This window comes from Holophagales bacterium, assembly GCA_016719485.1.
Taxonomy (GTDB): domain Bacteria; phylum Acidobacteriota; class Thermoanaerobaculia; order UBA5066; family UBA5066; genus UBA5066.
Genome location: JADJZB010000023.1, coordinates 187557 through 210366, shown reverse-complemented (window position 1 = coordinate 210366; position 22810 = coordinate 187557). Strand labels below are relative to the sequence as shown.

General features: G+C 71.0%; 16 protein-coding genes. 6 read left to right on the top strand and 10 right to left on the bottom strand.

The window, feature by feature from the left end:
- Positions 1-149: 149 nt before the first annotated feature.
- The gene (locus IPN03_16555; protein MBK9375283.1) at positions 150-746 is read right to left on the bottom strand and encodes a thymidine kinase; all 597 of its coding nucleotides are present in this window, start codon (positions 744-746) and stop codon (positions 150-152) included.
- The gene (gene nth, locus IPN03_16550) at positions 743-1492 is read right to left on the bottom strand and encodes an endonuclease III (protein MBK9375282.1); all 750 of its coding nucleotides are present in this window, start codon (positions 1490-1492) and stop codon (positions 743-745) included. Before nth ends, IPN03_16555 begins: the two co-directional genes overlap by 4 nt.
- Positions 1493-1570: 78 nt before the next feature.
- Between nth and IPN03_16545 the strand changes: the two genes are divergently transcribed.
- Positions 1571-3256 carry a bifunctional metallophosphatase/5'-nucleotidase gene (locus IPN03_16545; GenBank protein ID MBK9375281.1) on the top strand — a complete coding sequence of 562 codons (1686 nt, stop codon included), beginning with the start codon at positions 1571-1573 and terminating at the stop codon, positions 3254-3256.
- Positions 3257-3337: 81 nt separating this feature from the next.
- On the opposite strand, the gene IPN03_16540 is transcribed toward IPN03_16545, so the two are convergent.
- On the bottom strand, positions 3338-5995 hold the full coding sequence (locus tag IPN03_16540) for a hypothetical protein (protein ID MBK9375280.1): 2658 nt from the start codon (positions 5993-5995) through the stop codon (positions 3338-3340).
- Positions 5996-6062: 67 nt separating this feature from the next.
- On the opposite strand from IPN03_16540, the gene amrS reads away from it, so the two are divergent.
- On the top strand, positions 6063-7181 hold the full coding sequence (gene amrS, locus IPN03_16535) for an AmmeMemoRadiSam system radical SAM enzyme (protein MBK9375279.1): 1119 nt from the start codon (positions 6063-6065) through the stop codon (positions 7179-7181).
- A gap of 243 nt (positions 7182-7424) precedes the next feature.
- Positions 7425-8825, top strand: a complete 1401-nt coding sequence (rho, locus tag IPN03_16530; GenBank protein ID MBK9375278.1) for a transcription termination factor Rho — start codon at positions 7425-7427, stop codon at positions 8823-8825.
- Between the two features lie 64 nt (positions 8826-8889).
- On the opposite strand, the gene IPN03_16525 is transcribed toward rho, so the two are convergent.
- A complete protein-coding gene (locus IPN03_16525; GenBank protein ID MBK9375277.1) occupies positions 8890-9699 on the bottom strand; it encodes an alpha/beta hydrolase in 810 nt (269 codons plus the stop codon).
- 45 nt (positions 9700-9744) lie between these two features.
- A complete protein-coding gene (locus IPN03_16520) occupies positions 9745-11433 on the bottom strand; it encodes a DEAD/DEAH box helicase (GenBank protein ID MBK9375276.1) in 1689 nt (562 codons plus the stop codon).
- Positions 11434-11533: 100 nt separating this feature from the next.
- Between IPN03_16520 and IPN03_16515 the strand changes: the two genes are divergently transcribed.
- Entirely contained in the window at positions 11534-12691 is a 1158-nt protein-coding gene (locus IPN03_16515) for a hypothetical protein (protein ID MBK9375275.1), read from the top strand.
- A 10-nt stretch (positions 12692-12701) separates the two neighbouring features.
- Here the strand turns inward: IPN03_16515 and IPN03_16510 are convergent, their stop codons facing one another.
- The 4 genes from IPN03_16510 to hemN are packed head-to-tail and all read right to left on the bottom strand — an operon-like array spanning position 12702 to position 18277.
- A complete protein-coding gene (locus IPN03_16510) occupies positions 12702-14495 on the bottom strand; it encodes a hypothetical protein (protein MBK9375274.1) in 1794 nt (597 codons plus the stop codon).
- 13 nt (positions 14496-14508) lie between these two features.
- Entirely contained in the window at positions 14509-15888 is a 1380-nt protein-coding gene (hemG, locus tag IPN03_16505) for a protoporphyrinogen oxidase (GenBank protein ID MBK9375273.1), read from the bottom strand.
- Positions 15885-16883, bottom strand: coding sequence for a ferrochelatase (gene hemH / locus IPN03_16500; protein MBK9375272.1), 999 nt, complete (start codon positions 16881-16883; stop codon positions 15885-15887). Before hemH ends, hemG begins: the two co-directional genes overlap by 4 nt.
- Positions 16883-18277 carry an oxygen-independent coproporphyrinogen III oxidase gene (gene hemN, locus IPN03_16495; GenBank protein MBK9375271.1) on the bottom strand — a complete coding sequence of 465 codons (1395 nt, stop codon included), beginning with the start codon at positions 18275-18277 and terminating at the stop codon, positions 16883-16885. The genes hemH and hemN overlap by 1 nt, the downstream gene beginning before the upstream one ends.
- A gap of 154 nt (positions 18278-18431) precedes the next feature.
- Between hemN and IPN03_16490 the strand changes: the two genes are divergently transcribed.
- Complete coding sequence (locus IPN03_16490) at positions 18432-20297, top strand: GGDEF domain-containing protein (protein MBK9375270.1); 1866 nt, start codon at positions 18432-18434, stop codon at positions 20295-20297.
- Positions 20298-20312: 15 nt separating this feature from the next.
- Here IPN03_16490 and hemE read toward each other — a convergent pair whose 3' ends face one another.
- Positions 20313-21344 carry a uroporphyrinogen decarboxylase gene (hemE, locus tag IPN03_16485; GenBank protein MBK9375269.1) on the bottom strand — a complete coding sequence of 344 codons (1032 nt, stop codon included), beginning with the start codon at positions 21342-21344 and terminating at the stop codon, positions 20313-20315.
- Between the two features lie 27 nt (positions 21345-21371).
- Here hemE and IPN03_16480 point away from each other — a divergent pair, with 27 nt between their 5' ends.
- Complete coding sequence (locus IPN03_16480; GenBank protein ID MBK9375268.1) at positions 21372-22805, top strand: UDP-N-acetylmuramoyl-tripeptide--D-alanyl-D-alanine ligase; 1434 nt, start codon at positions 21372-21374, stop codon at positions 22803-22805.
- The last annotated feature ends 5 nt before the right edge of the window (positions 22806-22810 follow it).

Here is a 22810-nt window from a genome sequence, read left to right as displayed (position 1 = left end):
TGTCGCGGATGCACCTTTCGGGGTGCATTCCGTGCGGAGTCCGCTCGGAATGCGGCTTCGCAGGGTTTTAGACAGGCGAATCCACAGGCTTTTGCACAATGTTACTGGGAAAGGCGATAAGCCATTCCGATGGAACGCCTTCTGTTTCGTCAGGCCTCTTCCTCGGGGAACGGAAGGTTGCCGTCGACCTCCGGAACGCCCGGGTCGAAGCAACGCCGGCAGCGCGCCTCGTAGAGGCCAGCCGCGCCAACGACGACCCTTTCCGTCGAGGCAACGAGCCTCTGGGTCCGGCTCGCCGGGCCGCCGCACAGAACGCAGATCGCTCGCGTCTTGACGACTTCCTCCGCGAGGGCCATGAGTGTCGGCATCGGGTCGAATGGGCGGCCGAGGTAGTCCTGGTCCAGACCGGCGACGACGACTCTCTTGCCGAGATCGGCGAGCCGGCTGGCGACCTCGACGATCCCCGCGTCGAAGAACTGCGCCTCGTCGATCCCGACGACCTCGGTCCGGTCGTCCGTCCTTGCGAGGACTTCGGCCGACGTCGCCACGGCGAGGGCCGTCAGGCGCATTCCGGTGTGCGACACGACCTCCACCTCGGAGAACCGGTCGTCCAGCTTCGGCTTGAAGACCTGGACGCGTCGGCGGGCGATCTTCGCGCGGGTGACGCGGCGGATCAGCTCCTCCGACTTCCCCGAGAACATCGATCCGCAGATCACCTCGATGGAGCCACTGCCGGGGAGCGTCATCGTCCACTCCTTCTGGTCGTCGTCGGGGAACTGGGGGCCGGGGTCTTCGAGCCCGTCCGACTCTTCGCGCCGGAAGCCCCACGGCCGGCCCGCGCGGTCGCGGTCACCCCCGCCTTCGGGCAGAGATCGGCGAGGAAGCAGGAGTCGCAGCGCGGCGAGCGCGAGGAGCAGACGCGCCGGCCGTGGAGGATCAGGGCGTGGCCGGCGAAGACCCACGTCTCGCGCGGGAGGAGGGCGTTCAGGTCGCTCTCCACTTTCACCGGGTCGGCGTGGCGCGACCAGCCCAGCCGGCGCGCCAGGCGGCCGACGTGCGTGTCGACGACGACTCCGTCAGGGGTTCCCCAGGCGTTGCCGAGAACGACGTTCGCGGTCTTGCGGCCGACCCCCGGCAGGGCGTGGAGAGCGTCCATCGTTCTCGGGACGTGGCCGCCGTGCGCCTCGACGATGGCCCGGCAGGCGCCGCGGATCGAGCGCGCCTTGGCGTTGAAGAACCCGGTCGAGCGGATCAGCTCTTCCAGCTCGCTTCCCGCGCCGGCCATCGCTTCGGGCGTCGGGAAGCGGCGGAAGAGCGCCGGCGTGACGCCGTTCACGCGCGCATCGGTGCATTGCGCGGAGAGGATCGTCGAGATCAGCAGCTGGAACGCGTCGGCGTGCTCGAGCGAGCAGTCGGCTCCGGGGTACGCGTCGCGAAGGCGCGCGAGGACGTCGACGGCGGGCGCGGGACGCGCCTTCGGGCGGGCGGGCATGGCCGGCGGAGGATACCGCCGAGCGGACGCCGCGGGCTTCTTGATTCCCGACCGTCGCGATGGAAGACTGCGCCGCTCGTGAGACTGACGCGCGTTTCCGTCCTCCTGCTGCTCCTCCTCCTCGCCGGTCCGGCCGGCGCCGTCGATCGAGTCGCCATCACCGTACTCCAGACGTCGGACCTCCATGCGAACCTCCTGCCCTGGGACTACGCGCGCGGCGCCGAGGGGGCGTGGGGGCTCGCGCGGGTGGCGACGAGGATCCGGGAGATCCGGAAGACGGCGCCGAACGTCCTCCTCCTCGACGGCGGGGACACGATCCAGGGAGCCCCGACGGGATGGCTCGAGGCGCGTCGCCCTGCCGGAGGCCCGCATTTCGTGGCCGCCGCGATGAGCGCCCTGGGATACGACGCGATGGCCGTGGGGAACCACGAGTTCAATTTCGGGATGGACGTCCTGCGCCGCGCGCAGCGGGACTCGTCGTTCCCGTGGGTCTCCGCGAACACGAGGAACGAGGCGGACGGCAGCGCCGCCTTTCCGGAGTACCTCGTCAAGGAGCTCGACGGGATTCGCGTGGGCGTCCTGGGCCTGACGACGCCGAACATCCCGGGCTGGGAGCCGCTCGCGAACCGGCCCGGCCTGAAGTGGGAGGACCCCGTCGCGACGGCGGGCCGCCTCGTTCCTCTCCTGCGGGGGCGGGAGCGCTGCGACGTCGTCGTCGTCCTGCTCCACGGAGGGCTCGAGATCGACCTGGCGACGGGCGAGCCGAACGGAACCGCGCACGAGAACCGGGCCGCCGCCCTCGCGCGGGACGTGCCGGGAGTCGACCTCATCCTCATGGGACACACCCATCGCCGGCTCCCGCTGACCCGCGTCCACGGCGTGCCGGTCATACAGCCCGGACGCTGGGGCGAGGCGCTCGCGCGCGTCGACCTCGTCGTCGAGCGGTCCGGGGGGAAGTCGACGATCGTCGAGGCGAACGGCACACTCCTCCCCTCCGACGCCTCCGTCGCGATCGACCCGGAGGTCGCGGCGATCGCCCGCGCCCCGCACGAGCGCGCCCTCTCGTACCTCGGCGAGGCGCTCGCGACCGCGTCCGGGCCATTTCCTGGGGGGCGCGCACGCCTCGAGGACACCGCACTCCTCGACCTGGTCAACGAGACGCAGCTCGAGGTCACGGGCGCGGACCTGTCGCTCACGTCCCTCCTCCCGTTCCGCTTCGATGGCTGGGAGGCGGGACCGGTCACGGTGAGGCAGGTCTACGCGCTCTACCCCTACGAGAACCAGCTCGTCGTCCTCGAGGTCGACGGGGCGCGTCTGAGATCGATCCTGGAGCACGCCGCCAGCTACTACGGGACGGTCGACTGGCGGGACGGCCGGCTCGTCATCACGCCCCGGGCCGGGATGACGCCCTACAACTTCGACGTCCTGCAGGGCGCGTCCTACCGCGTCGACCCGACGGCCCCGGTCGGCAGCCGTGTCCGGGAGCTGCGGTTCAAGGGGCGGGACGTGACGGACGGCGATCTCTTCAGTCTCGCCGTCAACAGCTACCGGGCACAGGGCTCGGGAGGGTACACGGCGCTGAAAGGGGCAAAGCTCCTTCGGAGCTACAACGACGAGGTCCGCGAGCTCCTCGTCGAAAGGCTGAGGAAGGCCGGGACGATCCAGCCCCGGACGGACCGCAACTGGTTCCTCGCGCCCGAGACGGCGTGGGCTCCCGTTCCTCCCCCGGTTGCGGTCCCCGCCGTGCCGGCGGGCACGCGATAGCGGGTCGTCCGCGGGCGCAAGAAAGCCCCTTCCGGAAGGAAGGGGCTTGCGGACGGTCGAACGCGCCGGCCTGCTCTGGGCTCAGTTGGGGACGATGTAGGGCACGATGGCGTCCGCGTCTCCGGTCTTCCTGTCCTGCCTCACGAGAGTCGCGAAGACCGGTTGCGAGCCCTCTGCAGGCACGACCTCGAGACGCCCGACCAGGGTCGCGAAACCCGCGACAGTGTAGAAGGCCGAGGGGACCCGGACGACCTCCTTGGGCCCGACGGCCAGAGAGAGGGGCGTTCCGGCCGCGACCCCTGCGGCGTCGAAGGCCCGGACGGTCACGGTCGCCGGAGCATCCGTCGGGTTCGTGACCTGCAGCTCGGACTCCAGGACGTCCCAGCCCGCGTCCGCGGCCTGGATGAAGACCCCGCGGGAGCCCGCCGCGGGCGCAGCATCGCCGAGCAGCCCGGGAAGGCCGTAGCCGTGACGGCCGCCGCCGGCATCCTCGGCCGTCACCCGCGCGAACGCAAAGACGGGTGGGTCGGAAGCGATGTCCATGCTTCCCGCAACGCCGGTCAGGCCGAATGCCTCCTTGACGACGTCGGTCAGTGTGACGACCTTTCCTGCCGGGACCGTGAGCGTCACGGAAGGAGCCGGGGCGGCGAGCGGGCTTTCCGACGCGAGGCGCGCCGCGCGGAAGCCGATGGTGACCGTCGCATCGGCCGTGGCCCCGTTGAAGAGCTGCAGGTCGGTCCTCGAGCTCGCGCCGAGCGTACCGCCGCCCCGCTCGGCGCCGAGGATCCACTGGAACTGCGCCGTGCTCCGCGGGCCGAAGAACGGAAGGTCGACCGGATCGCCCGAGGCCGAGTCGATGGCGGTTCCGAAGGGGAGAACCTTCCCCGTCGTGACGCTGAAGACGACGCGCGCAGACGGCGAGGGCGGGATGCCGAAGGCGTCGAAGATCGTCGAGCCCTGCAGGTGGTATCCCGCGGGCCAGTCGTAGGCGAACGGGCCTCCGACGAGCTTTCCGGACGCGTCGACGATCGAGACGGTCCCCGTCCCGGCCTCGACGACGAAGAGTCCGGCATTCGTGCGCTGGCCCGCGGCGTCGTGAGGCGTGACGAGGAAGCCCGTCTCGCCCGTGCCGATGGCCTGGCCTCCCTTGACGGTGTTCCGCGCGAACCCGTAAGTCCCGCCGTCCGAGCGGGTCCGGTAGACGCGGATCCACGAGTAGAAGTCGGCGAACTTCGTCGCGGTGGCAGCCGAGGTGAAGCGGAGGGCGCCCGACGTGTCCGTGCCGCCCATGACGGTCCCGATCGGGTCGTCCTGGGAGACGAGCTTCCCGGCGCCCACGGTGAGGGTCGTCGTGGGCGACAGGCCCACGATCCAGTCGGTCGGCAGGAGCCGCACGTTGACGATCGCGTCGACGGTGGCGCCCGCCGTGTCGGCCGTCCCGCGGTTCCAGGCGACGGTCTGCGTCGCCCATCGCCTTCCGTCCCTCCCGCCGATCGAGGCCGCGGCCGGGTAGAGGTGGTCGTCCACCGTCACCGGAAGGGGCGGCAGGACCTCGACGATCTCGCCCGGGCCGCCGACGAGGAAGCGCTTCCTCCTCTCGTCGACGACGAGCGCGTAAGCCGCGCCGCCGACGGCGGGGTACCGTGCGAGGCCGGGGATGCCGGCACCTTCGACGACGACGGGGTTACCGGGGGAGACGTCCAGCTCGATCGTGACGAGCGTGGTCTTCACCGGATTGACGGTCTCGGTCGTGCTCGTGAGGGGGATCTCGACGGGCTCGAGCGTCTTCGTGTCCGCAGGTGTGACGCCGCGGGGGTCGAAGACCCCGACCTCGCCCCCCTGCTGCTCGGTGTAGGCGATCCTGTCCTTGTAGACCTTCAGGTCGAAAGGCAGGACGAAGACGCCGACGTTGAACGTCTTCAGCTCGGCGGTCGCGGGGTCGAAACGTGCCAGCTGCGAGGCGTTGTAGAGGGAGATCCAGAGGGCGCCGTCCGGGCCCCGGATGATCTTGGAGGGCTGCGAGAAGGCATTCGGGAGTATCCAGCGCGTGGCCGTCGCGCCGTCCGGAGAGAACCGGAGGAGGTTGCCGCGCAGGAAGTCCGCGCTCCATATCGACCCGTCGGAGTCGAGAAACGGGTACGTGAGGCTGGAGATCGGTTTCTCCAGATCGGTCGAACGCCTGTAGACGAACGTGCCGGTCGCCGGGAAGAACGTCGTGAGTGTGCCGTTCGTCTCCGGGAGCCACAGCGTCCCGTCGGCCTTCTTCACGAAGGCGGTGGGCCGTCGCGCCGCGTCGGGCCACTCCGTGAGCTCTGCGGTGGCGGGATCGAAGCGGGAGACCTTGAAGCCTCCGAGCTGGGCAACCCAGAAGGTCCCGTCGGGCTCCTTCAGGAGGTGGCCCGGCGCCGCGTCGCGCGGCATCGTCCACTTCCTGACCTTCTTCTCGTCCCCGGAGATCCGGGCGATGACGTTCTCGCCCGCCGACGCGGTCCAGATCGTGCCGTCGTCCTCGAGGATCAGGTTGGAGGCATCGTAGCGGCCGCCGTTCGGGATGCCGAGACTGCCGGCCGCTGCCGGCATCGGTACGGCCGGAGTCAGGGTCGGGGTGGGCGTGGGAGTCGGCGTGGGAGTCGGCGTCTCGGTCGGCGTCGGCGTCGGGGTGGGCGTCTGGGCCAACACCGTGCCCGGGAACGTGGCCGTGGCGACGGCGAGCGCGGCAAGCCGGAAGAATCGTGTCACGCGGCGCATTCTACCGGCAGGGATGCACGATCCGTTCCTGTGCCCCGACGGGCCTATCATGGCCGCCATGGCGCCCGCCGTGACGGTCCGTGAGCGCCTGGCCGCGCTGACGGCGAAGGGCTCGCTCGCGCGCGAGGAGGGGGAGAAGGTCCGCTGCCTCGCCTGCGGGCACCGATGCCTCCTCGGAGAGGGGAAGGAAGGGGTCTGCCGCGTCCGGTTCGTGAGGGACGGAGAGCTCCGGGTCCCATGGGGATACGTGGCGTCTTTGGCGGCCGATCCGATCGAGAAGAAGCCGTTCTTTCACGTCCGCCCGGGTGCAAGCGCGCTCTCCTTCGGGATGCTCGGTTGCGATTTCAAGTGCCCGTTCTGCCAGAACTGGGAGATCAGCCAGACGGTGCGCGACCCGCGGGCCGACGCCTGGGCGAGAGAGCGCCCCGCGACCCCGGAAGACATCGTGGCCTCCGCCCTGGCCGAGGGCGCCGCGATGGTGACCTCGACCTACAACGAGCCCCTCATCACGGCCGAGTGGGCGGGGGCGGTCTTCGCCCGGGCGCACGAGGCCGGCCTGCTGACGAGCTTCGTCTCGAACGGGAACGCGACGCCAGAGGTGCTCGACTTCCTCCGGCCCGTCGTCGACGCGTACAAGGTCGACCTGAAGGGCATGAGCGAGGAGGGCTACCGGAGGGTCGGGGGGCGGCTCTCCGTCGTTCTCGAAGCGCTGTCGGGCCTCGTTCAGAGAGGTTTCTGGGTCGAGGTCGTGACGCTCGTCGTCCCCGGTCACAACGATTCGGACGCGGAACTGCGGGACGCGGCCCGCTTCCTCCGCTCGCTCTCTCCCGACCTGCCCTGGCACGTCACGGCGTTCCATCCCGACTACCGGATGGCCGACACGCCCCCGACTCCGGTTCGCACGCTCCTCAGGGCGGCGGACATAGGCCGTGAAGAGGGGCTCCGGTACGTCTACACGGGGAACCTGCCGGGCCAGGTCGGAAGCGGCGAGGCGACGTTCTGTCCGGCGTGCCGGGAGACCCTCGTCGAAAGGCGCGGTTTTCGGGTCCGGGAGTGCCGGATCGGCGCGGACGGCGCCTGCCCGGCGTGTCACGCGCCGGTTCCCGGCCTCTGGGCCCCCGGTGTCACGAACCTGCCTGAGCGCACCGGACCGCCTCCCCTGCCGGGGAAGCCCTGAGAAGGTCGCATTGACGGCGGATTCGATTCGGGATTAGCATGTGGGTTGTCTGGTCCGGCGCGGCGCGGCCCCGCAGAAGCGGGAGGCGCGAACGGGGCGCCGGGCGAGGGAGACGCGAGGATCACGACCCGCCCTCCCCCTCGGACCTGAAATGGCATGGTGCCGTTCGCCTGGGCCGCAGTGCCCGCGCGGGCGACCCACAGGAATCGGAGCGGCCACGGATGGCCCGTTCCGGAGGTCAGCTTGGACGAGTTCGATCCGAAAGAGCGCGAAGAAGCGGTTCTGCCGCCCATCGAGAACACCGCCGTCGAGGACTTCCCTGAGGGCCCCGACGACGAGGGGGACGGTGCGGGAGATGGCGACGGCGACGCCGAGGCCTCTCCCGTCGAGGGAACCGACGCTCCCGGTGAGCCCTCCCGCCGCCGGCGGCGCCGCCGACGGCGGCGCGGCAGGACCAAGGGCCCGGCGGGTGCGGACGCGCCGGCGGGAGCCGAGCCCTCGAGCGAGGGTGCCCCGCGCCGCGAGAGTGCTCCGCAGGCGGCGCCCGCGGTCACGATCCGAGGTCTCGTCAAGCTCCACGGCGACCATTCGGGCCTCGTCGTTTCGTCGGAGACCTTCTACGCCGAAAAGGGGGATCCGTTCCTCCCGAAGTACCTCGTCGAGGCGGAAGACCTCGAGGACGGACTCCTCATCGAGGCCGAGGCGGTCGCCCGCGGACCCAAGGGGCCGATGGTCCAGAAGATCGTCTCGATCGAAGGGATGACACCTGCCGAGTACCGGGCGAGGTACATCCAGTTCCACAAGGGAGTCTCCATCGACCCGAACCGCCGGCTGAGGATGGAGACGGGGCCCGACGAGAACTCGGGACGCGTCCTCGACCTCGTCGTTCCGATCGGCCGCGGACAGCGCTGCCTCATCGTCGCCCCGCCGAAGGCCGGAAAGACGTTCCTCCTCAAGACGATGGCGAACGCCATCGCCAAGAACGACCCCGACGTCGTCCTCCTCATGCTCCTCGTCGACGAGCGGCCCGAGGAAGTGACCGACATGCAGCGGTCGATCACCGGGCAGGTCATCGCGTCCTCGGCCGACATGACCGCCGCCCACCACATCGCCGTCGCCGAGGCGACGTTCGAGAGGGCCAAGCGGCTCGTCGAGATCGGCAAGGACGTCGTCATCTTCTGCGACTCGCTGACGCGGATGAGCCGCGCCTACAACAACGAGCAGCGCGGGAGCGGCAAGATCCTCTCCGGGGGCATCGACGCGCGGACGATGGAGAAGCCGCGGCGCTTCTTCGGTGGCGCCCGCAACCACGAGGACGGCGGCTCGCTGACGATCGTCGCGACGTGTCTCGTCGACACCGGCAGCCGGATGGACGACGTCATCTTCGAGGAGTTCAAGGGGACGGGGAACTGCGAGATCATCCTCGACCGCGGGCTCTTCGACCGGCGCATCTTCCCGTGCATCAACATCCCGGCCTCCGGGACGCGCAAGGAAGAGAAGCTCTACACGGCCGACGAGCTGCCGAAGATCCACAAGCTCCGCCGCGCCCTCGCCTCGGTCAAGCCGATCGACGCGATGGACCTCCTCCTCTCGAAGCTGACGCGGACGAAGCTGAACGCCGAGTTCCTCAAGTCGATCGCCTGACGCCTGCGTCCGGGGATCGCGCGAAACGGGGGCCGCGAGGCCCCCGTTTCCGTTCGAGAACGGGTCAGCGCTCGAACTCGGGCTCGGGAAGGAAGAAGTCCGTGAGCCTGCGCATGACCACCCGGCTCTCCTCGATGTGCAGGAAGCGCGAGGCCTCGGGAATGACCGCGAGCTCGGCTCCCGGGATGCCGGCGGCGATCGCTTTCGCGCAGCGGACCCGGTCGTCCTGGTCGCGCTCGCCGACGAGGACGAACGTGCGGGCGGAGACGGCGCCGAGGCGGCCCGCGAGGGCGGCCCCGGCGCGCGGGATCCGGTCGAGGCGGCCGGGGCTCTGCGGGTAGCGCCGGAAGATGTCCTCGATCCGCTCGAAGATCCCTTCCCGTTCGCGGGCCGCGTCGAAGATCGCCGAGGGAAAGAGCTTCTCGTCGAGCGCCTTCGTGACGTCGGCTCTCAGCGCGGCCCGGAGGTCGGCCGCCACCACCGCGGCCTCGGGGCTGAGGGAGAAACCCTCGAGCGACGGCGCCATGAGCGCGAGCGACCCGGTCCGGCCGGGGTTCCTGAGGGCGAACTCCAGTGCGACCTCGGCCCCTTCGTCGTGCGCCAGGAAGTGGGTCTTCTCGATCGAGAACCAGTCGAGGAGGGCGAGGATGTCGTCGGCTTCCTCGTGGAGCGGGACGGGGCCGTCGGTCGGCGGCGTCGTCCGGCCGCAGCCGCGCCGGTCGAGTCGTGCCGCCCGGAACCCCGACGCCAGCCCGGTCGCGGGAGCTTCCATGATGTCGGCGCTGGCGAGAGCCCCGTGCAGGAGGAGGACGAACTCTCCCTCGCCCCCGACCTCGTAGTAGAACCGCTGACCCCGGACTCCGGCGTACGGCATGGCACTCCTCCCGGTGGAGGAATGATAAGCCGCAGGAAGGGGCCGTCAGGGGACGACGGGCGTCGCAGCGGACGCGGCGGGACGGCGCCGGCGACGGCGCTTCCTGCGGGCCGGGTCGCCCGGGGCCGCAGGGGAATCGGCGACGCCGAAGCCTTCCTCCGGGATCTCGAGCCCGAACGCCTCGCGCGTCCAGAAGTCGACGGGTCCCTCCGCTGCCACAGCGGACGACTCCGGCGTCTCTTCCCGAGGTTCCGTCGCCAGGACCGGCGCGGGAACGACAGCCGCATCGACCGCGGCGGGCGAAGGCGCCGGAGGAGGCAGGGGGGGCGCGGGAGGCGGCGGAGGTAGCGCTCCCGGCGGTTCGGGCTGCAGTGTGGCCGCGGGGCGCGGGGCCTGTGGCGGCCGTGGGGCTCGGGAAGGGGGCGGAGGAGGGGCCGGCGGTGCCGGGATCTCCGGGACCTCGTCTTCGTCGCGGACGTCGGGCGCCGCGTGACGGGGCCCGCCCGAGATCCGGACCGGCTCGCGCAGGGGCGGCGGTCGCCGGGTGAAGAGCGCGTCTTCGGCGTGCTCGACGGGGATCTTCATCCCGATCAGCTTCTCGATCGACGAAAGGGACTGGACGTAGTCCTCGCAGGCCAGGGAGATCGCCCGGCCCGAGTGGCCCGCTCGCGCGGTCCGGCCGATCCGGTGGACGTAGTCCTCCGGGTCCATCGGGAGATCCACGTTGATGACGTGCGTGACGCCATCGATGTGGAGGCCGCGGGAGGCGACGTCGGTCGCGACGAGGATCGGGAGCCTGCCGGCCTTGAAGTCGGCGAGGATCTTCAGCCGCCTGGCCTGGGGGATGTCGCCCGAGATCGCCCCGCAGCGGAACCCGTGCCGTTCGAGACGGTCGACGAGCCTCTCGGCGAAGCGCTTCGTGTTGACGAAGAGCATCGTCCGCGTCGCGTCGCCTTCCCGCTTGAGGATGCCGACGAGGAGGGAGAGCTTCTCCGCGTTCCCGACGTGGAAGAGGCTCTGGACGACGCGGTCCGCCGTCACCCTCTCGGAAGCGATCTCGATCCGCTCGGCCTCGTTCATGTGCTCCCAGGCGAGCTCCATGACGCGCCAGGAGAGGGTCGCCGAGAACATCATCGAGCGGCGGCGCCTGGGAGGCGGGCAGCGCCGGAGGATGCGGAGCAGGTCGGGGAGGAAGCCGAGGTCGAAGAGGCGGTCGCACTCGTCGATGACGAGGCACTCCACCGAGCCGAAGGACGTCGCGCCCTGCCCCTCGTAGTCGAGCAGTCGTCCCGGGGTCCCGATCAGGATGTCGCAACCGTCCCGGAGCAGGGTCCGCTGCCGGGCGTAGTCGAGGCCGCCGTAGACGGTCACGATGCGGGGCTTGACGAACTGCGAGAGGAGGAGGGCGTCGTGCTCGATCTGGACGGCCAGCTCGCGCGTCGGGGCGACGATGAGGGCGCGGGGGGCCCCCGGCTTTCGCGTCGCGGGAGACGGCGCCTCGAGAAGCCGGGTGAGGATGGAGACGAGGTACGCCGCCGTCTTTCCGGTGCCGGTCTGAGCCTGGGCGGCCACGTCCCGGCCGGCCAGCAGCAGGGGGAGGGTCGCGGCCTGGACGGGCGTCGCACGGACGAATCCGCAGGCGGCAATGCCTGCCCGGACGGCATGCGGGAGGGGCAGGTCGGAGAAGAAGACGTCGCTGAGGTAGTCGCCGGTGCCCGGCGGAGAAGAGGACATCCGGAGGGATTGTAGCCCGTGCCCTCCCGCCGCCCCATGAAAGGTGCCTTTCCGCGGCCCTCCGGGGTGTCCGGGAGAGGCGCGACTACAATCCGCCGCCATGAAGGCGTCTCTTCGCGCCCCCCTGGCGCTGCTTCTCGCGACGTTCACCCTCCCCGCGGCGGCCCAGTCGGCCCGGCCCGCCCCCACCGCCCGCTCCGGTTCCGGCGGCGCCGTCGTCGGCACGAGCCCGCAGGCGCCACCGGGCGCGGTCAAGGCGCAGATCCAGAATGCGCGGGACCTCGACGGAGTTTCGAAGGACCCGTGGCAGATGGAGCGGCTCGGCGTCGCCGCCGTCGAGAAGAAGGAGCTCGGCAAGGCCCGGGAGTTCTTCGAGGAGTCGTGGAAGCTGGGAGAGCTCCCGACGGCGCCCTACAACCTCGCCTGCCTCGACGCGCGCGAGGGGAAGGCCGACGCGGCGTTCCGTCAGCTCGACCGCGCCATCGCGGCCGGATTCGACGAGGAGGCGACTCTCGCGAAGGACTCCGATCTCGCTTCGCTGAGGAACAGGCCGGAGTTCGCCCGGATCGTCGCAGGAGCGAGGAAGAACCGGGCCGCGGGAGACGCCGCGGTCGTCTCGGAGGGGCTCTTCGTCTCCCCCGGGGGGGCGCCGAAGGCGATCCTGATCCTCCTCCACGAGGTCAACTCCGATCCGATGTCCGTCGCCGGCCCGTTCATGGGCGAGGCGAAGGCCCGGGGTCTCCTGGTGGCCGCTCCGCGCGGACCGACCCGTTCGGGAATGAAGCGTTTCGGCTGGGGCTCCCCCGACCGCGCCCTCGACGCCCTGAAGCGCGCGGTGGGCGAATCGCGTCGCCGGGCGGGGAACGTTCCGATTCCGGTCATCGTCGTCGGCGCGGGCCGGGGGGGCAAGCTGGGCCTCGAGGTCGCGGCGAGGACTCCAGGCCTTTTCTCGGCGGTCGGTTCGATCGGCGGGATCTTCGACCCGGGCCCGGGAGGCGCAGCGTCCGTCACGGGGCTCAGGGGTGTTCCAGTTTTTCTCGGAGTCGCGTCGGGGGCTCCTCCCGAGCTCTACAAGGCGATGCAGCGCGGCCGGGAGAACATGGAGAAGCTGGGCGTCAAGCTGAAGTGGGGCGAGTGGCCCGGTTCCGGCGAGGGGCTCCCGACGAATGCCGCCGCTGCGGCCAGGGACATCCTGGACGCGCTGGTCCCCGGCCGGAAATCCTCCGCCGCGACGGCTCCGGGAAAGAGCAGCCGGTAGGAGTGCTCCCTCAGGAGGCCGGGCCGATGGCCTCCACGATTTTCAGGAGATCCCCCTCGGGGTCGAGCACCAGCGAAACGGCCGGTGCTCCGCCGGGCGCAGCGAGGGTGAACGTCTGCAGCGCACTCGTCACGTCGACGACGGCCGTCGTCGCGGCCGAGGTGGCGGAGAAGACGCGGAGGACGAGCGGAAAACGGTAGTGGGGCGCGTCTCCTGCCTCCGTCGCCGGGTGGACGACGGTGTGCCCCTGGGTCTGCCGGACCGTCACCTCCACCTTTCCGCCGGCGACGTTGCGCCAGGAGGCGCGAAGGACGGGCCGGTACGGCGTCTCGACCCACTGATCGAAGAACTGCTTCAGGTCCCGGCCCGAGAGCTCCTCGAAGACGGCGCGGAGGTCGTCGCGCGTCGCGTTGCCCCGCTCGTGGCGCCTCCGGTACTCGCGTACGGCGGTGAAGAACGTCTCCTCGCCGACGACGCGGCGGAGCATGTGGAGGACCCAGGCGCCCTTCTCGTAGATGGCGCCCGTGAATCGGAACGGGTCGTCGGCGGGAGCGACCACCCTGGGCCCGAGCTGGCCGGCGTAGAGGCCGTCGTCGTAGCGCGTCGTCAGGAGGCGCCCGGGGGCGAGGGACGACGTGCGCTCGTAATAGAGGACTTCGGAGTAGGTGGCGAACCCCTCGTTGAGCCAGATGTCGTCCCACGTCCGCATCGTCACCTCGTCGCCCCACCACTGGTGGGCCGCCTCGTGGACGAGGAGACTCGTCAGGTCGCGCGAGGGATTTCCGAGGAGCGAGGCGCCGATGAGGGTGATCGTCGGGTGCTCCATTCCTCCCGAGAAGCTCCCTTCGGCGATCCCGTACTTCGTGTCGAGGTACGGATACTCGCCGAAGAGGGAGGAAAGGACCTCGAGGTGCCCGACCATGGAGAGTACCCGGCCCCGGTTGATGGCGGCGTGTTCGGGGACGACGTAGCCGACGACGGGCATCGTCCGCGTGCCGTCGAGGGATCGGTACTCGGCCACGATCGTCTCGAAGCGCGCGACGGCGACGGAGACGAGGTAGGTCGGGATCGGCTGGAGGAGCCTCCACGTCCACGTCACCTTCCCGGGCTCGGCCGCCGGCGCGGAGGCGCCGAGGCCTGCCGAGGCGGCGACGTAGCCCTCGGGGACGGTCACGGCGACCGTCGTCACGGCCTTGTCGGCCGGGTCGTCGACACACGGCCAGAACGTCCGGGCGTCGAAAGGCTCGGCGAGGGAGGAGACGGATGGACCGCTCGAAGGAGCCGTCCAGAAGGAGAGCGCCCCGCCCGCGAGCGGCGTACCGCCCCAGCGGACCACGAGCGTCGTCCGCTCCTCGGAGCCGAGCGGCGGGTCGAGCGGGATCCGGAGGACGTCGGCGGACGCGGAGTAGGAGCCGAGCGGCCGGCCGTCGCGTTCGACGGACCGCACCGTCATCGCGTCGTCGAGGTCCAGCCGGACCTCGGAAAGGCCGCTCCGGAGCGAGGAGAGCCGGACGGTGACCCGCCCCTCGACGGCGACGACGGACGGGTCCAGGTCGAGCGCGAGATCGTACGTGAGGACGTCGTAGCCCCGCCCGGCACCCTCCGGGGCGAGCGGCTCGCGGCCGGTGGAGGCGCGAGCGAGGACAGACCCGAGCCCCCGCGCCCGCTTGAAGCGGCCCTCCTCGTGCTCCGCACGCGCCGGCAGGAGGCGGACCTCGCGCTCCGGCAGGGCGCGGGCGACGAAACCGGCCGCGCCGAGAAGGGCCGCGAGAAGGAGCGTCTTGGCTACGGGGAGGTGGCGCATGGGGCCTCCGGGGTCAGAGCGTGGGAGCGAGCTCCTCGGCGCGGGTGATCCGCTCGCCGAGCCCGACCCCGTCACGCCAGGAGCCCGTGACGACGAGGCGCGGGCGTTCGCTCCCGGCGTTGATCGCGGCGAGGTCCTGTGCGAGGAGGTCGAGGGTCGCGTGGTGGCCGACGGGGAGGCGCGGAAGGGCGGCGGGCCACTTCAGGACGCGCTCGTGGACGCGCGGACCGATCGCGGGGTGGAGCATGCGCACCTCGGCCTCGGCCACCTTCAGGAGGTCGCCTTCCGTCAGGTCGGGAGCGGAGGGGTCGAGCGCGCCCCCGAAGAACGAGGTCGTCAGCGCGAAGCCCTCCGGCACGCGCTGCGGGAAAAGCGAGGAAAGGTAGAGGACCCCGAGCGACCTGAACCCCTCTCCGCGCGGGACCAGGACGCCGAACCCGCGCGGGGCCGCCTTCGCGAGCTCGGGGCGGAAAGCCTGGAGGACGACGGCGAGGCGCGAGTAGGTCACGGACGAGAGGCGGGACGCCGACCGTGGCAGGCGCGTCTCGAGGAGCGACGCGAAGCTCCTGGCGTCGAGCGTCGAGACGAGCGTGTCGGCTGGATAGACCGTACCGTCGGCGATCTGGACCCTCCAGACGCCGCCACCGTCCTCGCCGTCGCATGGCCCCTCGATCCCGAGGATCTCGGCGTTCAGCTCGACCCTCACCCCGGCGCGCTGGCTCCTCGCAGCCAGCCGCTCGGCAAGAGTCGCGAGGCCGGAACGGAAATTGATGGTCCTCGAGGTCGACCTCGGGCGGGGCGACCCCGGTCCCTTCAGGAAGTCGCGCACGACGCTTCCCGACCGCGACTCCGCCTCCCACAGACGCGGGAAGGCGCTCCTCGCCGAGAGGGTCTTCGGGTCGTCGGCCCAGACTCCGGATGCGACCGGCTCGCCGACGAAACGCGCAAAGCCGGTACCGAACCGGCGGGAGAAGAAGTCGTGGACCGACTCGTCGTCGAGCTCGGCGGAACGCGGGGCGACGAACGGCTCCTTCAGGGCGCGCAACTTCGCTCCGAACGGGATTGCCGTCGAGAGGAGTCCCGCGGGGCCGGGGGAGACCGCCCGGGCCCTGCCGCCCCTCACGATCCAGCGAGGGGTCCGCGGGTCGGCGACGAGGACCTCGTCGTCCAGGTCGAGGCTGGTGACGAGGCGTTCGGCGGCGGGTGTCGTCCGGAGCGTGTGCGGACCCGCCTCCAGGACGAACCCTTCCTCGCGCAGCGTCCGGAGGCTCCCGCCGGGCTGCGGCCCTTCCTCGAGGACGAGGATGTCGTCTCCGGGCGCCGGATTCTGGTTCCTCAGGAAGGCGAGCGAGAGGCCGCTCGTCCCGCCGCCCAGGATGACGATCCTCCTCAACGATCTCCCAGCCCGAGAAGGGCCTTCCGGCTGATGTCGGCGAGCGCCCCGATGAAGGCGGGGTGGTCGTTCAGCCCGTCCACGGCGGCGTAGGTCGGGATGCCGAGGGCCCGGGCCTCGTCGGCGAAGAGCATCCGGATCTCGTAGAGCGTCTCGACGTGGTCGGAGACGAACGCGACGGGGCAGACGAGAACCTGCTTCGCCCCTTCGCGGGCGAGGTCGGCGAGGATCTGGTTCGTCGAGGGGCCCAGCCAGGCGATCGGGCCGAGCTTCGACTGATACCCGAGGCGCGAGCGGAAGCGCCGGCCGAGGCGCTCGTCGATCAGCGCGCACGTCGCCTCGATCTGCTTCGGGTAGGGGTCCTTCCGCTTCTCGATCGTCGAGACGGGGAGCGAGTGCGCCGAGTAGAGAAGGACGGTGGCGCCGGGATCGGGATCGGGGAGGAGGGCCGCCGCCGCCTCGATCCGCGCGGCGTGGGCGTCGAGGAAGCGGGGCTCGGAATACCAGGCGTCGGGGGCGTTCACCCGCGCGGGGCTCCACCCCATCTTCTCGAGCGACTCGTCCACCCGCGCGAAGGAGCCCTTCGTCGTCGTGACGGAGTACTGCGGGTAGAGCGGCAGGACGAAGAGGCGCGTCACGCCGGCGGCGCGGAGCTGGGGAAGGACGTCCTCCACCAGCGGGTCGCTGCACGTCATGGCCGAGCGGACGATGGGCGGCTCCCCGGGCCAGGTCGGGCCGAGCTCCGCCTCGAGAAGCATCGCCGACTTCTCCGTCCAGCAGCGGATCGGCGACCAGCCGATCTTCTCGTAGGTCTTCGCCGACTCGGGCGCGCGCGTCGTCGCGATCGTCCAGGCGATCGCCTTCCGGAGCGGGGCGAACGGGATGCCGAGGACCTCCGGGTCGGCGAAGAGGCGGTACAGGAAGCCCTTCAGCTCCTCCCGCTTCGTCGGTCCGCCGAGCTGGACGAGGAGGATCCCGGTCTTGCCGGCGGACATCAGAGCGTCCGGGAGAAGATCTTCGGCTGGTCGGCCGGCCGCTTCAGGAGGTACGGGTCGAAGAGCATCGCCACGTTCCGGATGAAGATCCGCCCGAGGGCCGTCACGCGGATCTCGTCGGTCCGCGGCTCGACGAGGCCGTCCTCGACGAAGGAGGGGAGGGCGGCGACCTCGCGCGCGAACGTCTCGTCGAAGGAGGCGAGGCCGAACAGCTCCTCCACCTCGCGCTTCTTGATGACGCAGTGGCAGAGGAGGTTCGTGATGACGGTCCTGCGGAGGTGGTCTTCCTCCGTCAGGCGCCAGCCCTTGATCGTCGACGGGCGCCCCTCGACGCAGGCGGCGTGGTACGCGGCGTAGTCCTTCGTGTTCTGGACGTAGACGTCGTCGATCTGCGCGATGGCCGAGACGCCGAGGGCGTAGAGGTCGACGCCCGCATGCGTCGTGTAGCCCTGGAAATTGCGCCAGAGGGTCCGGTCGTCCTGCGCCCGGGCGATCTCGTCGTGAGGCAGGGCGAAGTGGTCCATCCCGATGTAGACGTACCCCGCCGCCGAGAAGCGCTCGATCCCCGAGACGAAGATCGCGAACTTCTCCGTCCCCTCCGGGAGGTGCGCGGCGAGGACGCGCTGCGGCTTCTTCAGCCAGGGGACGTGGGCGTAGGAGTAGACCGCGAGCCGGTCGGGGCGGAGCGTGAGGACCTGGTCGACGCTCTTTGCGAAGCCCTCGAGCGTCTGGCCGGGAAGGCCGTAGATCAGGTCGAGGTTCAGCGACTCGTAGCCGAGGCCCCGGGCGGCGTCGACGAGCGCCTTCGTCATCTCGAAGGGCTGGACCCGGTTCACGAGCTCCTGGACCTCGGGGTCGAAGTCCTGCACTCCCATCGAGACCCGGTTCCAGCCGTGGCGGCGGAGGACGGCGAGGTGCTCGGCCGTCGTGACCCGGGGGTCGACCTCGACGGAGATCTCGGCTCCCGGCGCCGGCCGGAAGGCGTCGACGAGGTGGGCCGCGAGGGCGTCGGCCTGCTTCGGCGTCAGGTAGGTCGGCGTCCCGCCTCCCCAGTGGAGCTGGACGACGGGGCGGGAGCGGTCGACGCGGGCGGCGAGGAGGTCGATCTCGCGGTGGAGGTCGGCGAGGTACCCCTCGACCTCCCCGCGCTCCTCGCCCTGCCGTTCGGGCTTCGGGACGACCTTCATGAAGCAGCCGCAGAACCAGCACTGCTCGTCGCAGAAGGGGAGGTGGACGTAGAGGGAGATCGGACGATTCGCGGCGTTCGCCCTCTCGCAGGCGGCCTCGAAATCGGCGGGGCCGATCGCGTCGGTCCACTCCGGCGCGGTGGGGTACGAGGTGTAGCGGGGCCCCTGGACGTTGTACTTCTCCAGGAGCTCCGTCGTCATCGGCAGCGTTTCGCCACGCAGGCGGATCGGGATCGGCGGCACGGCGCGGAGATTACACGTGAAGGCCCCGGGGCGCGGAGCGTCTGCCTCGCCACCGCCCGGGCCGCCGCGGCCTAGAATGGCGGCACGGCGATCCTGGCGCCGCGAAAGGTGTGGTGCGATGACGGACGAGAGCCGCCCGCCCTTCTCCTGGGTCAGCCTGCCGAAGCCGCTCGTGGAGGAAGACGCCGCGCGGGAACGCGTGATGGCCCTCTGCAATCCGGAGATCCTGGCCACGGCCTTCCAGCCCGTCTTCAGGGCGCGGACGGGCGAGCTCGAGGGGTGCGAGGCCCTCCTCAGGCTCCCGCCCGGAAGCGGCTTCCCCGGGCCCTACGAGGCGTTCACGGAGGCCATACGCCTGGGGCTCGCCCCCGAGCTGGAAGTCGCGGCCACGGCCCGGGTCTTCAGGGACGCCGAGCCGTTCGCGGGCCAGTACCTGATCTTCCTCAACGTTCTCGCGCCGTTTCTCACCGACCCCCGGCTGGGTGTCTCCTGGCTCGTGGAGAGAGTCGTGTCGCACGGACGGCAGCCGTCCCGGGTCATTCTCGAGCTGCCCGAGATCAGCAGGATCGCCGATTTCCAGGCGTTCGCCCGGGCACTGGAGCCGTACCGGCGCGAAGGCTTCCGGGTCGCGATCGACGATTTCGGTGCCGGGTACACGAACCTCCGGATGATCACGGACATCGCTCCCGATTTCGTCAAGCTCGACCGGGTGTTCATCGAGAACATCTTCGTCCACGCCCGGAAGCGAATCCTGGTCGAGTCGGTCGTGTCACTCTGTCACCGGATCAACTGCAGCGTCGTCGCGGAAGGGATCGAGACGGCCGAGGATCTCGAGACCTGTCTCGGGGCGGGAGTCGACTTCCTCCAGGGCTACCTTCTCGCCCGTCCGGGGCCGCCCGAGGAGGCGTTCCTCGCCGAAGACCTGACCGTCGATTCGGTCCGGGGTGCCCACGCGCGTGGAGAGACCGGCGCCGCCATCACCCAGGGGCCAACGCTCTCCTCCGACGCGCCGCTGTCGGCTGCCAACGCCTGCTTCCGTTCCGATCCCGATCTCGACGTCATCCCGATTCTCCTTTCGGGACGCGCCATCGGCCTGCTCGGCCGGGCGCGCGCGACGGCCTTCCCGTTCCTTTCGGGAACCTCGGAATCCGACCCCGTCGCCTCCGCGGTCGCGGATACCACCTGGGATCAGGTGGACGAAACGACTCCGCTCGAGCAGGTCGCGGCGTTCCTCGCAAAGCGGCCGCGGGCCAGCCGCTTCGAGCCGATCGTCGTGACCGGACCGGGAAGGGCCTACAGAGGGCTCGTGAGGTTCGACGACCTGCTGACGCTTTTCGCCCGGCTCCACATCGAGAATGGCCTGGAAACCCACCCCCTGACCGACCTCCCGGGACGAGGACGGCTGGAGGCCGAGGTCGACCGGCGGCTGGCCCGGCGGGTGCCATTCGGGCTGGCGCGCCTGAACCTGCTGAGATTCCGGCCCTTCAACGACAGGTACGGTTTCCTCCGCGGCGACAAGCTCCTCGCACACGTGGGGGCCATTCTCAGGACGCTCTCCTACGAGGAGCCGGGTTCCTTCCTCGCTCACTACGGGGCCGACGATTTCAGTCTGCTGATGTCGCCCGAACGGGCCTCCGAGATCGTCCTTCGAGCCGTGCAGGGACTCGAATCGACGATCGACGATTTCTACGATTCCGAGGATCTCGCGGCCGGAGGGCTCGTCGGCCGCGATTCGAGGGGAGGACCCGCCGTCGTCGGCCGTGCGGAGCTCGTTGCGGGGATCGCGGTGTGGGGCGGTGCGAACACACCGACGATGCGCGTCATCGCCGCGGAAGCCGAGAAGGCCCTGCGCGAGGCGCGGCGGGGAGGGGTCCCGCAGCCTGTGATCCGGGCCGTGGGTCCTCCGGCCGAACCCGCCCCGGCCTCGAGAAGGGTGGACAAGCCTCCCGAGACACAGACCAGCCTGCCCAAGCCGTTTCGCTGACCCGGGTCCCGAAGGTCAGCCCTTCCTGGCGGCCTCCACGAACGCGGCGACGTTCTCGGGAGGGGTCGGGGGAAGGATGCCGTGGCCGAGGTTGACGATGTGGCCGCCGGGGCCGGCGGCCGCTTTCGCCGCGCCGACGGCGGCGCGGACGTCGTCGGGCGCGCCGAGCAGGACGCCCGGATCGACGTTCCCCTGGAGGGCCTTGCCGCGGGCGCGGGTGCGGGCCTCGTCGAGCGGGAGCTTCCAGTCGACCGAGATGACGTCGGCGTCCATGCGCGCGTAGGAATCGATCAGGTGCGCCGAGCCCGAGGCGAAGTGGATGACGGGAACCTCGCCCCGCTTCGGCAGCCGCGCGAGCAGGCGCTCGGTCGCCGGCCGCGCGAACCGGTCGTAGTCGGCGCGCGAGAGCTCACCGGCCCACGAGTCGAAGACCTGGACGACGTCGGCGCCCGCTTCGATCTGGGCCGCGAGGTAGTCGCCGACCGCGTCGGCGAGCTTGGCCATCAGCGCTTCGAGGACTTTCGGCTCTCGCCACATCATCGTCTTCGTGTTCTGGAAGGACTTGCTCCCGCCGCCCTCGATCGCGTACGTGGCGAGCGTCCAGGGGGCGCCGCAGAAGCCGATGACGGCCGCGCGGCCCGCGACTTCCTTCTTCAGCTCGCGCAGGATCGCCGGTACGAACCCGGTGCCGACGGTCGGGTCGAAGCCGCGGAGGGCCTCGACCTGGGCGGCGGTCCGGATCGGCGTCGGGAGCTTCGGGCCCCCTTCGTCGAGCCTCACCTCGATTCCCATCGGCGGGAGAGGGATGAGGATGTCGGAGAAGAGAATGACCCCGTCCATCCCGAAGCGCCGGAACGGCTGCATCGAGACCTCGACGGCCGAAGGGACGTCGGCGCAGAGGTCGAGGAACGCGAGGCGCTTGCGCACCTCGCGGTACTCGGGCAGGTAACGGCCGGCCTGGCGCATGAGCCAGACGGGCGGCAGGTCGACGGGACGGCCGAAGGCGGCGTCTACGAAGCGCTGGCGGGAGGGGCCGGGTTCGGACATGGCGCGCGAGGTTAGCATCGGCCCTTCATGGCCACACCGATCCCCCCGAACACCGCTCCCTTCACTCCCGCCGAGGTCGCCAGGGTCGCGGGCGGCATGCTCGTGCGCGATGGCCGGCCCTTCGTCGGGGTCTCGACCGACACCCGGACGATCACGTCCGGGTCCCTCTACGTCGCACTCCGGGGAGAGAGCTTCGACGGCCACCGCTTCCTGCCTCAGGCGGCCGCCTCCGGGGCCGGCGGCGTCCTCATCTCCGCGGCGGGCGACCTGCCGCCTTCGGGCGCGGTGGTCCGCGTCGCCGACACCCGCGCCGCCCTCGGTGCGCTGGGCCGGCATCACCGCGACCGCTGGGCGGCCATCGGGAACCGCAGGGTCGTCGCCGTCGGCGGCTCGGCGGGGAAGACGACGACGACGCGGGCCATCGCGGCGCTCCTGGACGTCCTTCGTCCGGGCGAGGTCCATGCGACGCCCGGCAACCTGAACAACGACATCGGCCTGCCGATGACGCTCCTCCTCCTCGACGAGCACCACCACCTCGCCGTCGTGGAGATCGGCACGAGCCACCGGGGCGAGATCTCGAAGCTGGCGGCGATCGCCCGGCCCGACGTCGGCGTCCTGACCCTCATCGCCCCCGAGCACACGGAAGGGATCGGAAGTCTCGAGGACGTGGCCGAAGAGGAGGGGGACCTTTTCGCCGCGCTCCCGCTCGAAGGGTGCGCCGTGGGCAACGGCGACGACCCGCGCGTCGTGGCGCAGATCGAGCGATCCCCGGCGGCCCGCCGCATCCTGTACGGCTTCGGAGAGACCTGCACCCTGCGCGCCCTCTCGCGCGAGCCCCTGGGCCTCGCCGGGAGCCGCGTCCGGGTCGCCTTCGACGGCGGCGAGGCCGTGGACTACGAGGTCCCGCTTCCCGGCGAGGCGGGAACACTGGCCGCTCTCGCGGCGCTCGCCGCGGTCCGGGCCCTCCTCGACGTCGCCGCACCGCCGGCTGCGCTGCGCGAGGCGCTCCAGGTCGTCGGCCGGGTCCGCGACGGACGGTTCGCCGTGGAGACCCTCGCGGACGGGACGGTCCTCCTCGACGACACCTACAACTCGAACACCGGCTCGGCGCGGTCTTCGCTGAAGACCGCCCGCGAGCTGGCCGACGCGTTGGACCGCCGCCTGGTCGTCGTCCTCGGCGAGATGCGCGAGATGGGACCCCTCGCCGCAGAGGAGCACGAGGAGGTGGCGCGCGCGGCCGTTGCGGCGCGTCCGGCCGCGCTCGTCGCCGTCAACGGCGAGGCGGAGCGGTTCGCCGTCGCGGCCGCCGGCGCCGGCATCGCCGCGTCCTTCTTCCCCTCCGGGGAGGAGGCGGTCCCCCACGTCCTGGACCTGGTCCGGGCCGGAGACGTCGTCCTGGTCAAAGCGTCGCGCGGCGTGCGCCTCGAGACGGTCGCTTCCGCGCTCCGATCGGCCCGATAGACTCG